Genomic DNA, 13,713 nt, shown 5'->3' with positions numbered 1-13,713 from the left:
GAACGATCCACACATGTTGGTCACATGAACGTGCTGTGGCGGAACCACCACGAAAATCGGCCCTCCGGACGGGCATCGGCCAATTGCAGCCGGAGCGTGTGCGGAGACTGGCAAGAACTGGCTCATGATTGCAGGGGTTTGGAACCTTTTTGGAGCACGTGACGCAACGTAACTTTGCCGGAATCGCACGCCCGCGTGACCCTCCGCGCCGCCCTGTCCGGGGCCCGGGCGGGCATGGGGCACGACTCATGCACCGTCGATGCACGGGCGGCGGACGGGGCGCAGCGGGTCCGTTAACCCTGTTGCGGGAGGCTCGGGGCAGCGAAACGCCGGACCGGAGACCGCCCATGCGCCGCAAGCTGACCGAGATGACCAAGACCGAACGGCTCAACTTCCAGTACGCGGTGGACGCGATGGAGATGGTGGAGCGCGACCTCATCGACCGGATGTGGGACCGCCGGGGCTGCCCCTCGGAGTGGCACGAGATCTGCCGCGACAGGGACCGGCGCGACGCGAAGCGGACGCGCTGCACCATCGCGCTCGACGCCGACGTGGTGAAGTTCTTCCGGGCGCTGGGCCCGGGCTACCAGGCGCGCATCAACCGCGTGCTGCGCGCCTTCATGCACTACCGTCTGGCGAAGCTGATCGACGGGCCGGACACCACGGATTTCATCCTGCGCCCCGAGCAGGTCGAGGAGGAGGCGCGGCGCGAGCGGACGAAATGGGGGGATATGCGCAACGACATCGTCCGGACCGAGGTCGCCCCCGATCCGTCGCGGCATGTGAAGTATTGAGGGAATTCGCCGCGTAGAATTTATCCAACAAGCGAACTTGATAGATAATCCTTACATTGGCACCCAGTGCGACCATTTATCGGTCACCTGAAAGTCAGGACCTTGTCTTCGGTGCTCAGGTCTTCAACTGCAGGTGCATTCAAGCCTCTCAGAGGAGGATTCCCAGGTCTTTGGTAATCTGGGGCGTGAATGAGCTCTTGTTGTTGCCGTCCGAACCAGACCTTTCGAGCGGGAAGATCGTAATCTGGATAGTCAATCAAGTCGGGCCAATCGCCATGCGGTCTGCGTTTTCGCGCGGTCTCAAAATCAGTCATCCACCAGCGGTTAAGTACGGAGAAGCTGCGATCCGGGAGGCCGGTTGTCTTTTTCTCATTTAGCGGCAGGTCGAAAAAGCGCGCATATGCCCATTCTGCATAGTCGAGCGTCGCCGGAGTGGCTTTCATCTTTTTCCCCGAGGGCTCTGCAGTGCCGATCTCGCCGAGCCAAATTTCTCTCTCGCGTGAGACATGTTTGAGCTTGTGGTGGTTTTCCTTGATCCTAGTGCTGACGTTTTTTCCGATACCTACGTACTGAAGCGCCTTCTTCCGTTGGTATTTTCGCTTTCCTATGCATAGATAGAGAGCGGGCTCGAAACTTGTGCGCGCGGCCTCATACGCCTCGCTCAAGCTGTAGGGACCGTACCAATCAATAGCTATCATCAGGTGTTTCTTAACCAAAGCACCGCTTCCCAAATTGTGGCTGTTACCTCTTTCAATGGTCACATGCCAAATCATCTGCTCAAGCGAGTGATTAAGCGTAGTTGCACTTTTACTTTCGATGTAGCTCCCGCACCACGCAGTCCGGTCCGTCGCCGCCCAGCTCCTTCCGGCCCAGTTCCCGCCAGTCCGCCTCGTCGAAGTCCGGGAAGAAGGCGTCGGCACCTTCGACCTCGAGGTCGACCTCGGTGACCAGCAGTCGGTCGGCGCGGGGCAGCAGCCCTTCGTAGACCGACGTGCCGCCCATGCCGTAGACGCGGAAACAGCCCTCGGCCCGGGCCAGCGCCAGCGCCTCGTCGAGCGAGGCGCAGACGTGCTCGGCCAGCGAGGCATCGCGCGAGACGACGATGTTGAGGCGGTTCTTCAGCGGCTTGACCGGGAGGCTCTCCCAGGTGCGGCGGCCCATGATGAGCGCGCCGCCCGAGGTCTCGCGCTGGAACATCTTCAGGTCCTCGGGCTTGAACCAGGGGATGTCATTGTCCCGGCCGATGGCGCCGTTGCGGGCGCGGGCGACGATCAGCGTCAGCATCAGACCGCCACCGGCGCCTTGATCGCGGGTTCGGGGGCGTAGTTCTCGATGATGAAATCCTCGTAGCGGAAGTCGAAGAGCGAGGGCACGTCGCGCGCGAGGCGCAGCGTCGGCAGTGCATGCGGTGTGCGCGAAAGCTGCGTTTCCACCTGTTCGAGGTGGTTGAGGTAGATATGCGCGTCACCGATCGAATGGATGAAATCGCCGGGCTCGTAGCCGGTCACATGCGCCAGCATCACCGTGAGCAGCGCGTAGGAGGCGATGTTGAAGGGCACGCCGAGGAACATGTCGGCCGAGCGCTGGTAGAGCTGCAGGTGCAGCTTGCCGCCGAGGATCCGCACCTGCCAGAGCGTGTGGCAGGGCGGCAGGGCCATCTGGCCGATCTCGCCTGGATTCCAGGCCGAGACGATGAGGCGGCGGCTGTCGGGGCTCGTGCGGATCATCTCGACCAGCTGGGCGATCTGGTCGACCTCGCCGAGCAGCACGCGCGAGGCGCCGTCGTCGCCGATCTCCTCGCGGATGGTCGGGAAGTGGCGCCACTGGTGGCCGTAGACCGGGCCGAGATCGCCGTTCTCGTCGGCCCACTCGTCCCAGATCGAGACGCCGTTGTCCTTGAGATACTTGATGTTGGTGTCGCCGGCGAGGAACCACAGCAGCTCGTGGATGATCGAGCGCAGGTGCAGCTTCTTGGTGGTGACCAGCGGGAAGCCCTCGGCGAGCGGGTAGCGGCACTGCATCCCGAAATACGAGATGGTGCCGGTGCCGGTGCGGTCGGTCGAGCGGGTGCCGAGATCGCGCACGGTGCGCAGGGCGTCGAGATACTGGCGCATGGGGGCCTCCGGGCTGGTCGTGTTGCCCGTCAGGGATAGCGGATCGGCGCGCCAAGGCAAAGCCGGTAACCGCGGCAGGAGCGCAGTTTTCGGCAAGATATGGGGGGCGGGCAGGGTGCGTGCCCCGAGATGAAGGGGCGGCAGAATTGTCTCACTTCGCTGTGAATGCGCGGGGCGCGGAATTGCGGCATTGATTGCGGGAATTGCCTCGGCAAGGCTGATTGCAATAGACGGGGGCATTTCCGGGCGAGAGGGATTTATGGAAAGGCTTTGGGTATTGGCGGCTGTTGCCGCGCTGTTGACCGGTTGCGGGGCGATCAACGACGACGACGACTGCGTCCGGGACAACCCGCTGCAGGAATGCGAGGACGACGGCGACACCGGCACGTCCACGCCCGATGACGACGCCACGGTCGCCAGCTTCAGCTTCGCCGAGGACATGAGCACCGTCACCGTGCGCCTCGTCGGCCTCGACACCTCGCCGGTCGACGCGGTCTACACGCGCAACGACCGGCTGACAGAGGTCATGGGGCTCGACGATTACGTCGCCTACTCGGTGCAGGAGGACGCGCTCGACCGCTTCTTCCTCGCGCTCGGCGGGATGAGCCCGGACGGCAGCGTCTCGGCGGTGGCCGTGGGCGACGGCGGGCAGTTCAACAACGTCTTCCAGGATGCCGACTACGCCCGCGACGGCGCCTTCGACCCGCCCGATTACGAAACCGATCCGGCCTCGGGCCAGGTCACCTACGTCGGCAACTACGCGGCGGTGACCAACCTCGGCTCGCGTGCCGGGCTCGACCTCAAGCCCGTGGGCGACCTGCCCGACGACTACTCGCAGCTGGCGCTGCCGGGGCAGCCGGCGCAGATCACCGGGGTGATCTTCCTCAATGCCAACTTCGCGGATGCGCTGGTCAACGGCGAGATCCTGAACCGCACGCTGATCGACATCCGCGACGCGGACCCGACCTTCCCGACCGGCCGGACCTCGCTCGACAAGGTCGTCCTGACCGAGAGCACGATCGACGAGCTGGGTGAATTCACCGGCGGCGCGGAATTCGAGGACGAGTCCAGCGTCGGCACCTTTGCCGGCATCTTCGGCGGCGAGGACGCGACCTACGCGGCGGGCACCACCGACCTTGCCTGGCACCTCTCGGCGCCCTTCGGCGAAGACGGGGAATACGACATCGAGGAGGTCGGGATGTTCGTGCTGACCCAGTGCGGCAAGGCCGGCGCGCGCGAGGACATCTGCGATCTCGTGAACCCGTAAGGCTTCGGCATGGCACGACCCCGCATGCGGCGGGCGGCGCTGATCCTGTCCTGCGCCCTGTCCCTCGCGGGGCAGGGCGTTCTGGCCGAGACGGCGACCGCTCCCGCCCCCTCCGAGACGGCCCCGGCCCTCGGGGGCATGACGCTCAGCACCGCGCAGTTGCGCATCGCCGCGCTGCGGGCGGTGCAGACCGGGCATTACGCGCTGGCCGCCGAGCTGGGCGGGCTGCTGCTGCGGGCCGATCCGACCGATCCCTACGGCCATTTCGTCGTCGCCCAGGCCGAGCTGCGCCAGGGCCATTCCGTCGCCGCGCGCAAGGCCGCCCGGCAGGCGCTGCGCTACGCCCGGACCGACGTGCAGAAGCACGAGGCGGCGCGGGTCATGGCCGCGTCCTACGCGCTCGACGAGCAGTATTTCCTGTCGCAGCTCTGGATGCGCCGCGCGATGATGGACGTGCCGAGCGAGGCGCTCGAGCAGCGCGCGGGCCGCGAGTACCGGGCGCTGCGCAAGCTGTCCCGGCTGAGCCTGTCGCTCGAGCTCTCGGCCGCGCCCTCGTCGAACGTCAACGGCGGCTCCTCGGAGGAGATCAGCACCGTCGACGGCCTGCCGCTGGTCGGCATCCTGTCGCCCTCGGCGCAGGCGCTCTCGGGCACCTCGGCGCGCGGCGCGCTGTCGCTCGCCTATGCCATCCAGCGCGGTCCCGCCTCCGAGACCACGCTGCGCGGCTACGGCACGCTGCGCCGGGTCTGGCTGAGCCCGGAGGCCGAGGACAAGGCCCCCGACGTCGAGAACTCGGACTTCGGCTCGTCGTCGCTCGAGGTCGGGCTGCAGCACCGGCGCAGGCTGGGCGAGAGCGGGCCGGTCGCCACCGCCAGCGCGACGCTGGGCCGGTCCTGGCAGGGCGGCGAACAGAGCTACGACTACACCCGCACCGCGCTCGGCCTCGTGCAGCCGCTCGGCGCACTCACCGCGCTCACCGGGGCGGTCTCGTGGCAGGTCCAGCGCGATGCGGACAGCGGCGCGAACGACGTGGGGACCTTCGGCTACCAGCTCGGGGTGATCCGCGACCTCGGCGCCGCGGGCACGGTCTCGGCGATGCTCTTCGGCGGCACGGCGGACTCGGACAACGGCCAGATCACCCGCGACACCCGCGGCCTGCGCCTCGGCTACGAGCCGGCGCGGCCGCTCGGGCCGGTGCGGCTCGGCTTCGAGCTCGGCGCCTACCGCAGCCACTACCCGGATTACTCGGTGCTCTTCGCGGTGCCGGGCGGGCGCGAGGACGAGGTCTGGACCGCCGGGATGCAGCTCACCTTCGACAAGCTCGATTACGCCGGCTTCGTGCCGGTGCTCGACCTCAGCGCCGAGCGCTCGGACAGCAACGTGAGCCGGTTCGAGACCGAGACGCTGGCGGTCAGTTTCGGCTTCAAATCGCGCTTCTGAATGTGAAGCCTCGACAAGTGGGCGCGGCCTGATAGCCTAGTGGTCAAAGACTCCAAGACCACGAGGAAAGGGCGATAAATGCCGATCCGTTACCTGCACACCATGGTCCGCGTGAAGGACCTCGAGGCCTCCATCGCCTTCTACGAACTGCTCGGCCTGAAGGAGCGCCGCCGCACCGAGAGCGAGAAGGGCCGTTTCACGCTGGTTTTCCTCTGCCCGCCGGGCCAGGATGACGGAACCGCCGATGTCGAGCTGACCTACAACTGGGACGGCGACGAGGGCCTGCCCTCGGATTCGCGCCACTTCGGCCACCTCGCCTATTCCGTGCCCGACATCTACGAGGCCTGCCAGTTGCTGATGGACGCGGGCGTGACCATCAACCGGCCGCCGCGGGACGGGCACATGGCCTTTGTCCGCTCGCCGGACAACGTCTCGATCGAGCTTCTGCAGCAGGGCGATGCCAAGGCGCCCGCCGAACCCTGGGCGAGCATGCCCAATACCGGCCACTGGTAATCCCGTGGGCGCGCGTCTCGCCGCCGCCCTGAGCCTGGTGCTGGGCCTCTGGTCCGGCACCGCGGCCTTGGCACAGCAGACGCCCTGCCGGTTGGCGCTGCTGCTGGCGCTCGACGTGTCCTCCTCGGTCGACGACCGGGAATACCGGCTGCAGAAAGAGGGTCTCGCGGGGGCGCTGCGCGATCCGGACGTGCGCCGCGCGATCCTCGAGGGCGGGGGCGGCGTGGCGCTCTCGGCCTATGAATGGAGCGGGCGCAACCAGTCGCAGCTGGTGCTCGACTGGACCATGCTGCAGGACGAGGCGACGATCGACGCCGCGGTGGTGCGCCTGCTGACCTCGCCGCGCAGCTACAACCGCTACCCCACCGCCATGGGCTACGCGCTCGGCTTCGGCGCCGGCATCCTCGAGGCCGCGCCCGCCTGCGAGCGGCGGGTGATCGACGTTTCGGGCGACGGCATCACCAACGACGGCTTCCGCCCGCAGCAGGCCTATTCGCACTATCCTTTCGACGGGGTGACGGTGAACGGGCTGGCGGTGATGGGCTCGGACCCGCGGGTCGTCGAGTATTTCGAGGGCGAGGTGCGGCACGGGCCCGGCGCCTTCGTCGAGATCGCCGCGGGCTACGAGGATTTCCTGCGCGCCATGTCGCGCAAGCTGTTCCGCGAGCTCAACGACATGCTGGTGGGCGAATTGGTGCCCATCCCCGGCCCGCCGGGCCGCGAGGACAGCGCGCTGCGCTGAGCGCCGCTTGGTCCGGCGCGGCGGCAGGCCTATATCTGCTGCGACAGCCAGTTTGCGGAGAAACGCCATGGGATATGCAAAGACGGCCCTTCTGATGGCCGCGATGACCGCCCTGTTCATGGGCATCGGCTATCTGATCGGCGGCAGCTCGGGCATGGTGATCGCGCTGATCTTCGCCGGCGGGATGAACGCCTTCAGCTGGTGGAACTCGGACAGGATGGTGCTGCGCATGCACGGCGCGCAGCCGCTCTCGCCGGGCGACCGCTTCGGGCTGCACGACATGGTGGCGCAGCTGGCGCGCAATGCCGGGCTGCCGGAGCCGAAGGTCTACCTGATGGACAACCCGCAGCCCAATGCCTTCGCCACCGGGCGCAACCCGCAGAACGCCGCCGTGGCGGTGACCACGGGCCTCTTGCGCAGCCTCTCGCGCGAGGAGCTGGCCGGGGTGGTGGCGCATGAGCTGGCGCATATCCGCAACCACGACACGGCGATCATGACGGTCACGGCGACCTTTGCCGGGGCGATCTCGATGCTGGCCAACTTCGCCTTCTTCTTCGGCGGCTCGCGCGACGAGAACCGCATGGGCATCGTCGGCACGCTGGCGATGATGTTCCTCGCGCCGATGGCGGCGGGGCTGGTTCAGATGGCGATCAGCCGGACGCGGGAATACGCCGCCGACAAGGCCGGGGCCGAGATCTGCGGCAACCCGCTGTGGCTCGCCTCGGCACTGGCGCAGATCCAGCGCGGCGCGTCGCATATCGACAACCTGCGGGCCGAGGCGAACCCGGCCACGGCGCACATGTTCATCATCAACCCGCTGCACATGCACAAGCGCGACAACCTCTTCGCCACCCACCCGGCGACCGAGAACCGCATCGCGGCGCTGCAGGAGATGGCGGCGCAGGGCGGCTTTCGGCAGGGAGGATACGGGCAGGGCGGCTACGGGCAGGGCGGTTACGGGCAGCAGCGCCCCGCGCCGCGGGACGGCACGCGCGGCGACTGGGGCGGCGCGGGCAGCGAGTTCGCCGGGCGCTTCGACGGGCGCGAGGTGATCGAGGACGACCCGGAGCGCCCGAGCGTCGCCGGACGTCCGCGCCCCGTGCCGCGCAAGCGCCGCGACGGCGACGAGGGGCCGTGGAGCTGATCACTGGCGCGATCCGGGGCTCGATCCGGGACGCGATCCGGGGCGCGCCTCCGGCAAGCGCCTGACGGCTCAGTAGATGTAGCGGATCTGGTCGGTCCAGAACCGTTCGAGCCGCCGCAACCCGCTGTTCACGTCCTCGAGCCCCTGCAGGTCGACGATCTGCCGCGCCTCGAGCCCTTCGGAATGCCGGTGGAAGAGTTCGTCGACGAGGGTGCGGATGTTGCGCCCCTTGTCGGTCAGCCGCACCCGCACCGAGCGGCGGTCGATCTCGCAGCGCTGGTGGTGCATGTAGCCCATGTCGACCAGCTTCTTGAGATTGTAGCTGACGTTCGAGCCCTGGTAGTAGCCGCGCGATTTCAGCTCGCCCGCCGTCACCTCGTTGTCGCCGATGTTGAACAGCAGCAGCGCCTGCACCGCGTTGATCTCGAGGATGCCGACGCGCTCGAACTCGTCCTTGATCACGTCGAGCAGCAGCCGGTGCAGCCGCTCGAGCAAGGAGAGGGATTCAAGGTAACCCGCCACGTAGCCCGTGACCGGCTTTCTTCCCAGGGGGGCATGGATGCTCATGACCGTCTCCGCCAGAACCGATTGATCGAAGGTTCTGGCGGGAAAAGACCAAGAATAGGTTAAATCTAGTCAGATGTGCCGAAAAGCGCGTGCGCCCCCCGCGGCGCGCTCAGCCGTTGGCGGCGATGCGGGCGATCTCGGCGATCAGCGGGCGCAGCTCCTCGGGGGCGGGGCGCTGGCCGGAGATCCACTGGTAGAGATCGGGATCGTACTCGTCGAGCAGCGCCTCGTAGGCGTCGAGCTCGGCCGGGGTCATCTCGTCGAGCCGCGCGTCGGCGTAGCGCACGAGGATGATGTCCATCTCCTTGGTGCCACGGCGCATCGAGCGCATCCGGAGCCGCTTGAGCCGGTGTTCGCGGGTCTCTTCGGTCATCTTTCAGGCCCTTTCCTTGAGCATCTTTCGCAATTTCTTCTCGAGGCGGCCAAGACGCTCGCCCGTTGCGCGCATTTCGCCGCGCAGGGCGCGAAGTTCAAGCAGCGTTTCGTCGAGATCGGGGGAAATCGCGGCCTCCTCCTCGTCCGGGGCGGCAAGCCCGTCGCCCTCGCCGGTGATCAGCCAGACCATCGGCACGCCGAGCAGGCCCGCCAGCATCTGCAGCCGGTTGGCGCGCGGCTCGGACAGGTCGTTCTCCCAGCCCTGCAGGGTCTTCAGCCGCACCCCGAGCCGCCGGGCCAGCGCCTCCTGCTCCATGCCCGCGGCCTCGCGCGCGGCGGCGAGCCGGTCGCCGAAAGTGGCCGTGTCGGGGCCGTACCAGTTGCTTTCGTCTGTCATGACTCTCCTTTCGCGGCTTTCGGGCCACGCGGTCGGGCGACGCCGGGGAAGCCGCTTGAACGGTGTCGGGGCGCAGCCTATGACATGGGGCGCAGCAATTCAAACGGTGCCCCAATGCCCTTTCTTTCCGAGACCCTCGCCCGCGTGAAACCCTCGCCGACCGTGGCGGTGACCCAGCTTGCCAACGAGCTGAAGGCCGCCGGCAAGGACGTGATCGGCCTTGGCGCCGGCGAGCCGGATTTCGACACGCCCGAGCATATCCGGGACGCGGCAAAGGCGGCGATCGACGCGGGCAAGACCCGCTACACCGCCCCCGACGGCATCATCGAGCTGAAGCAGGCGATCTGTGCCAAGTTCGCGCGCGAGAACGGGCTGAGCTACAAGCCCTCGCAGATCTCGGTCTCGACCGGCGGCAAGCAGGTGCTCTACAACGCTTTCATGGCGACGCTGAACCCGGGCGACGAGGTGATCATCCCCGCGCCCTACTGGGTGAGCTACCCGGACATGGTGAAGCTCGGGCAGGGCGAGCCGGTGATCATCGAGGGCGCGCCCGAGCGCGGCTACAAGATCACGCCCGAGCAGCTCGAGGCGGCGATCACCCCGAAGACCAAGTGGTTCCTCTTCAACTCGCCGTCGAACCCCACCGGCGCGGGCTACTCGCGCGCCGAGCTGAAGGCGCTGACCGACGTGCTGATGAAGCACCCGCATGTCTGGATCATGTCCGACGACATGTACGAGCACCTCGCCTATGACGGGTTCGAGTTCTGCACCCCGGCCGAGGTCGAGCCGGCGCTCTACGAGCGCACGCTGACCTGCAACGGCGTCTCCAAGGCCTACGCGATGACCGGCTGGCGCATCGGCTACGCGGGCGGGCCCGAGCCGCTGATCGCCGCGATGCGCAAGATCCAGTCGCAGAGCACCACCAACCCCTGCTCGATCAGCCAGTGGGCGGCGGTCGAGGCGCTGAACGGGCCGCAGGAGTTCCTCGGCGAATGGGTCGAGGTGTTCAAGCGCCGCCGCAACCTCGTGGTCGAGGCGCTGAACGCGGTCGAGGGCATCACCTGCCCGACCCCCGAGGGCGCCTTCTACGTCTACCCGACCATCAACGGCCTGCTCGGCAAGACCTCGGCGGGCGGCCGGAAGATCGACACGGACGAGGATTTCGCCACCGCGCTGCTCGAAGAGACCGGCGTCGCCGTGGTCTTCGGCGCGGCCTTTGGCCTCTCGCCCGCGTTCCGCATCTCCTACGCCACCTCGGACGCGGCGCTGACCGAGGCCTGCAAGCGCATCGCCGCCTTCTGCGAAGGCCTCCGCTGATGCCGGGGGCGCTGCCGGAGTTCTTCTTCCGCATCCGCGACAACGGGGCGCTCGTCTTCCGCGTGGATGGCGAGAACCGGCAGCGCCGCATCGAGATGGACCAGATCGCCGTGGTCAACCTCGGCAAGGGCGAGGTCCGTCCGCATGGCGATCACGCGCTGACCGAGGCCGAGCTCGCGGCGATCACCGGCTGGATGGAGGAGCGCCGGGCGCTGCTGGCGCGGCGCGCGGTCGACGACATCCAGCGCACCGTCGACCAGCTCAACGCCGCCGCGCAATGGGCGCAGTCGAAGGCCAGCGACGACGAGATCGACGCGGTGACCGACGCGCTGCTGCTCGCCATGCACGACCTGCGCTCGGTGCTGGTGCGGCGCCGGGCCGAGACGCTCAGCCGCGAGGGCTGAGCCCCGCGCCGCCGAACGCCCGCCTGATCCAGTCGTAGACCGCGCGCAACTCGTCGCCCGGCTGCCGGGCGAGCATCCGCAGCATGTAGCCGCGCGGGCTTTCCAGCTCGGCCGGCAGGGCAGGGACCAGCGCCCCGGTCTCGAGCCGGCTGTCGATCAGCCCGCGCCAGCCGAGTGCCACCCCCAGCCCCTTTTCCGCCGCCTGAATCACGTGATCGTAGCTGTTGAAGCTGAGCCGGTCGCCGCTGCCGCGCGTCCCGGGGCCAAGCCCGGCCAGCCAGCTCGACCAGGTGAACCACGGCGGCGAGCCCGTGGCGGTCAGTTCGATCAGCGGCAGGTCCTTCAGCTGTCCCGGGCTGGCCAGGCCGGGGTGGGCCGCGAGAAAGCCGGGGCTGCACACCGCCAGCACCCGTTCGGGAAAGAGGCAGCACTCGCCCGGGCTCTCGTCGCGCCGCGGTTCCATGCGGATCATCAGGTCGACGTCGGGGCCGGGATCGGCCTCGGGCATCTGCCGGGTCAGCAGCGAGATGCCGAGCCCCGGAAAGGCGGCGCAGAGCGAGGGAAAGACCGGCAGGAAGCGCAGCCCGGCAAAGGCGAGGTCGGTCTCGATCACCACCGTCCGGCGGCCGGCGGGGCGCTGGAACCGGGCGAAGCCCGCCGCCGCCTCGGCGAGGTGCGGGCTCAGCGCCGCGCGCAGTTCCTGCCCGGCGGCGGTGAGGGTGACGCCCCTCCGCTCGCGCCGCAGCAGCACCCGGCTGAGAGCCTCCTCGAGCGATTTCATCCGCTGGCTCAGCCGCGGCTGCGACAGGCCCGCCAGTTCCGCGGCGCGCGACAGCTGCCCGCAGTCCGCCACCAGCAGGAAGAGGCTGAGGTCGGCGCTGTAGCGGGCGAATGTGCCATAAGGATTGTCAATGTCAGGCATAAGCTGATTTCGCGGTTCATTTGACCGAAAGTCAACTAGGCTTCACGAAACTTATATCACGACACGATCCGCACGCATCGCGCGCCCCTCGGGGGAGGGGCAGGCGATGCTGCGCAAGGCCGTCCGCCCTCCGGCGGGCGCGATGACGCGTGGAAAGGACAGCGCCCCGCATGAGCCCGCAGAGCCGCCCGAACATCCTGATCTTCATGGTCGACCAGCTGAACGGCACGCTGTTCCCCGACGGCCCCGCCGAGTGGCTGCACGCCCCGAACCTCAAGGCGCTGGCGGCGCGCTCCACCCGCTTCCGCAACACCTACACCGCCTCGCCGCTCTGCGCGCCGGGCCGGGCGAGCTACATGTCGGGCCAGCTGCCCTCGCGCACCGGGGTCTACGACAACGCCGCCGAGTTCGCCTCGTCGATCCCCACCTACGCGCACCACCTGCGCCGCGCCGGCTACCAGACCTGCCTGTCGGGCAAGATGCACTTTGTCGGACCCGACCAGCTGCACGGGTTCGAGGAAAGGCTGACCACCGACATCTATCCGCCCGATTTCGGCTGGACCCCGGACTACCGCAAGCCCGGTGAGCGCATCGACTGGTGGTATCACAACATGGGCTCGGTGACCGGCTCGGGCGTCGCCGAGATCTCGAACCAGATGGAATACGATGACGAGGTCGCCTACCACGCCACGCGCAAGGTCTACGATCTTGGCCGGGGCCATGACGCCCGCCCGTGGTGCCTGACGGTCAGCTTCACCCACCCGCACGATCCCTACGTGGCGCGGCGCAGGTACTGGGACCTCTACGCGGACTGCGAGCACCTGCTGCCCGAGGTCGGGCCGATCCCCTACGAGGATCAGGACGCCCATTCGAAGCGCATCTTCGACGCCAACGACTGGCGCAGCTTCGACCTGACCGAGGACGACGTGCGCCGCTCGCGCCGCGCCTATTTCGCCAACATCTCCTATCTCGACGACAAGATCGGGCAGGTGATGGAGGCGCTGCGCGGCACCCGGCAGGAGGAGGATACCATCGTCCTGCTGGTCTCGGACCACGGCGACATGCTGGGGGCGCGCGGGCTCTGGTTCAAGATGTCCTTCTTCGAGGGCGCGGCCCGCGTGCCGCTGATGATCGCCGCGCCGCAGATGGCGCCCGGGCGCGTCGACGTGCCGGTCAGCAACATCGACGTCTGCCCGACGCTCTGCGAGCTGGCCGGGGTGCCGATGGACGAGATCGCCCCCTGGACCGATGGCGAGAGCCTCGTGCCGCTGGGGCAGGGCGGGGTGCGCGGCACGCCGGTGGCCATGGAATACGCCGCCGAGGCCTCGTATGCGCCGCTGGTCTGCCTGCGGCAGGGGCGCTGGAAATACATCCGCTGCGCGCTCGATCCCGAGCTGCTTTTCGATCTGCAGGCCGATCCGCACGAGCTCAGAAACCTCGCCGAGGACCCCCGCCACGCCGCCACGCTCGCGACCTTCCGCAGCGCCGCCGACGCCCGCTGGGATCTCGCCCGGTTCGACGCCGAGGTGCGCCAGAGCCAGGCGCGGCGCTGGATCGTCTACGAGGCGCTGCGCAACGGCGCCTATTTCCCCTGGGATTTCCAGCCTCTCCAGAAGGCCTCCGAGCGCTACATGCGCAACCACATGGACCTCAACGTCGTCGAGGAGAACGCGCGCTTCCCCCGCGGCGAATGACCCCGCGCGGCCACGCCGCGCCG

Annotated in this window: 15 protein-coding genes and 1 pseudogene; 9 read left to right on the top strand and 7 right to left on the bottom strand. The window is 68.0% G+C overall.

The window, feature by feature from the left end:
• Nucleotides 1-347: 347 nt before the first annotated feature.
• Nucleotides 348-794: a BrnA antitoxin family protein gene (locus tag PVT71_RS17390; RefSeq protein ID WP_353475324.1), complete on the top strand. Its 447-nt coding sequence runs from the start codon at nucleotides 348-350 to the stop codon at nucleotides 792-794.
• Between the two features lie 83 nt (nucleotides 795-877).
• On the opposite strand, the gene PVT71_RS17385 is transcribed toward PVT71_RS17390, so the two are convergent.
• From PVT71_RS17385 to PVT71_RS17375, 3 genes are read right to left on the bottom strand one after another with little or no spacing between them, the layout of a single operon-like run.
• Nucleotides 878-1,555: a hypothetical protein gene (locus PVT71_RS17385; protein WP_353475323.1), complete on the bottom strand. Its 678-nt coding sequence runs from the start codon at nucleotides 1,553-1,555 to the stop codon at nucleotides 878-880.
• Nucleotides 1,556-1,601: 46 nt separating this feature from the next.
• On the bottom strand, nucleotides 1,602-2,078 hold the full coding sequence (locus PVT71_RS17380) for a dihydrofolate reductase (protein ID WP_353475321.1): 477 nt from the start codon (nucleotides 2,076-2,078) through the stop codon (nucleotides 1,602-1,604).
• On the bottom strand, nucleotides 2,078-2,908 hold the full coding sequence (locus PVT71_RS17375) for a thymidylate synthase (RefSeq protein WP_353475320.1): 831 nt from the start codon (nucleotides 2,906-2,908) through the stop codon (nucleotides 2,078-2,080). Before PVT71_RS17375 ends, PVT71_RS17380 begins: the two co-directional genes overlap by 1 nt.
• A 259-nt stretch (nucleotides 2,909-3,167) precedes the next feature.
• Between PVT71_RS17375 and PVT71_RS17370 the strand changes: the two genes are divergently transcribed.
• The 5 genes and pseudogenes from PVT71_RS17370 (at nucleotide 3,168) to htpX (ending at nucleotide 8,014) form a co-directional block, all read left to right on the top strand.
• The gene (locus PVT71_RS17370) at nucleotides 3,168-4,175 is read left to right on the top strand and encodes a hypothetical protein (protein WP_353475319.1); all 1,008 of its coding nucleotides are present in this window, start codon (nucleotides 3,168-3,170) and stop codon (nucleotides 4,173-4,175) included.
• Between the two features lie 9 nt (nucleotides 4,176-4,184).
• Nucleotides 4,185-5,615, top strand: coding sequence for a hypothetical protein (locus PVT71_RS17365; protein WP_353475318.1), 1,431 nt, complete (start codon nucleotides 4,185-4,187; stop codon nucleotides 5,613-5,615).
• A 78-nt stretch (nucleotides 5,616-5,693) separates the two neighbouring features.
• Nucleotides 5,694-6,128 (top strand): VOC family protein, encoded by a 435-nt coding sequence (locus PVT71_RS17360; protein WP_353475317.1) that lies wholly within the window; start codon nucleotides 5,694-5,696, stop codon nucleotides 6,126-6,128.
• Nucleotides 6,129-6,132: 4 nt separating this feature from the next.
• Nucleotides 6,133-6,870 (top strand): annotated as a pseudogene (locus tag PVT71_RS17355) (DUF1194 domain-containing protein); the annotation flags it as partial.
• Between the two features lie 67 nt (nucleotides 6,871-6,937).
• Nucleotides 6,938-8,014, top strand: a complete 1,077-nt coding sequence (gene htpX, locus PVT71_RS17350; protein ID WP_353475316.1) for a zinc metalloprotease HtpX — start codon at nucleotides 6,938-6,940, stop codon at nucleotides 8,012-8,014.
• 69 nt (nucleotides 8,015-8,083) lie between these two features.
• On the opposite strand, the gene PVT71_RS17345 is transcribed toward htpX, so the two are convergent.
• The 3 genes from PVT71_RS17345 to PVT71_RS17335 form a co-directional block, all read right to left on the bottom strand.
• Nucleotides 8,084-8,581 carry a winged helix DNA-binding protein gene (locus PVT71_RS17345; protein WP_353475315.1) on the bottom strand — a complete coding sequence of 166 codons (498 nt, stop codon included), beginning with the start codon at nucleotides 8,579-8,581 and terminating at the stop codon, nucleotides 8,084-8,086.
• 109 nt (nucleotides 8,582-8,690) lie between these two features.
• Nucleotides 8,691-8,954 carry a succinate dehydrogenase assembly factor 2 gene (locus tag PVT71_RS17340; RefSeq protein ID WP_353475314.1) on the bottom strand — a complete coding sequence of 88 codons (264 nt, stop codon included), beginning with the start codon at nucleotides 8,952-8,954 and terminating at the stop codon, nucleotides 8,691-8,693.
• A 3-nt stretch (nucleotides 8,955-8,957) separates the two neighbouring features.
• Nucleotides 8,958-9,353 carry a helix-turn-helix domain-containing protein gene (locus PVT71_RS17335; protein ID WP_353475313.1) on the bottom strand — a complete coding sequence of 132 codons (396 nt, stop codon included), beginning with the start codon at nucleotides 9,351-9,353 and terminating at the stop codon, nucleotides 8,958-8,960.
• 114 nt (nucleotides 9,354-9,467) lie between these two features.
• Between PVT71_RS17335 and PVT71_RS17330 the strand changes: the two genes are divergently transcribed.
• Together PVT71_RS17330 and PVT71_RS17325 are read left to right on the top strand one after the other, a co-directional pair.
• Complete coding sequence (locus tag PVT71_RS17330) at nucleotides 9,468-10,670, top strand: pyridoxal phosphate-dependent aminotransferase (RefSeq protein WP_353475311.1); 1,203 nt, start codon at nucleotides 9,468-9,470, stop codon at nucleotides 10,668-10,670.
• On the top strand, nucleotides 10,670-11,074 hold the full coding sequence (locus PVT71_RS17325; RefSeq protein ID WP_353475310.1) for a hypothetical protein: 405 nt from the start codon (nucleotides 10,670-10,672) through the stop codon (nucleotides 11,072-11,074). The genes PVT71_RS17330 and PVT71_RS17325 overlap by 1 nt, the downstream gene beginning before the upstream one ends.
• Here the strand turns inward: PVT71_RS17325 and PVT71_RS17320 are convergent.
• Complete coding sequence (locus PVT71_RS17320; protein WP_353475309.1) at nucleotides 11,058-11,996, bottom strand: LysR substrate-binding domain-containing protein; 939 nt, start codon at nucleotides 11,994-11,996, stop codon at nucleotides 11,058-11,060. The genes PVT71_RS17325 and PVT71_RS17320 overlap by 17 nt on opposite strands.
• Nucleotides 11,997-12,166: 170 nt before the next feature.
• Here PVT71_RS17320 and betC point away from each other — a divergent pair, with 170 nt between their 5' ends.
• A complete protein-coding gene (gene betC, locus PVT71_RS17315; RefSeq protein ID WP_353475308.1) occupies nucleotides 12,167-13,690 on the top strand; it encodes a choline-sulfatase in 1,524 nt (507 codons plus the stop codon).
• The last annotated feature ends 23 nt before the right edge of the window (nucleotides 13,691-13,713 follow it).

It is taken from the genome of Salipiger sp. H15 (assembly GCF_040409955.1).
GTDB lineage: Bacteria > Pseudomonadota > Alphaproteobacteria > Rhodobacterales > Rhodobacteraceae > Salipiger.
The sequence above is the reverse complement of the archived record's forward strand: the minus strand, read 5'-3'. Positions and strand labels throughout refer to the sequence as shown.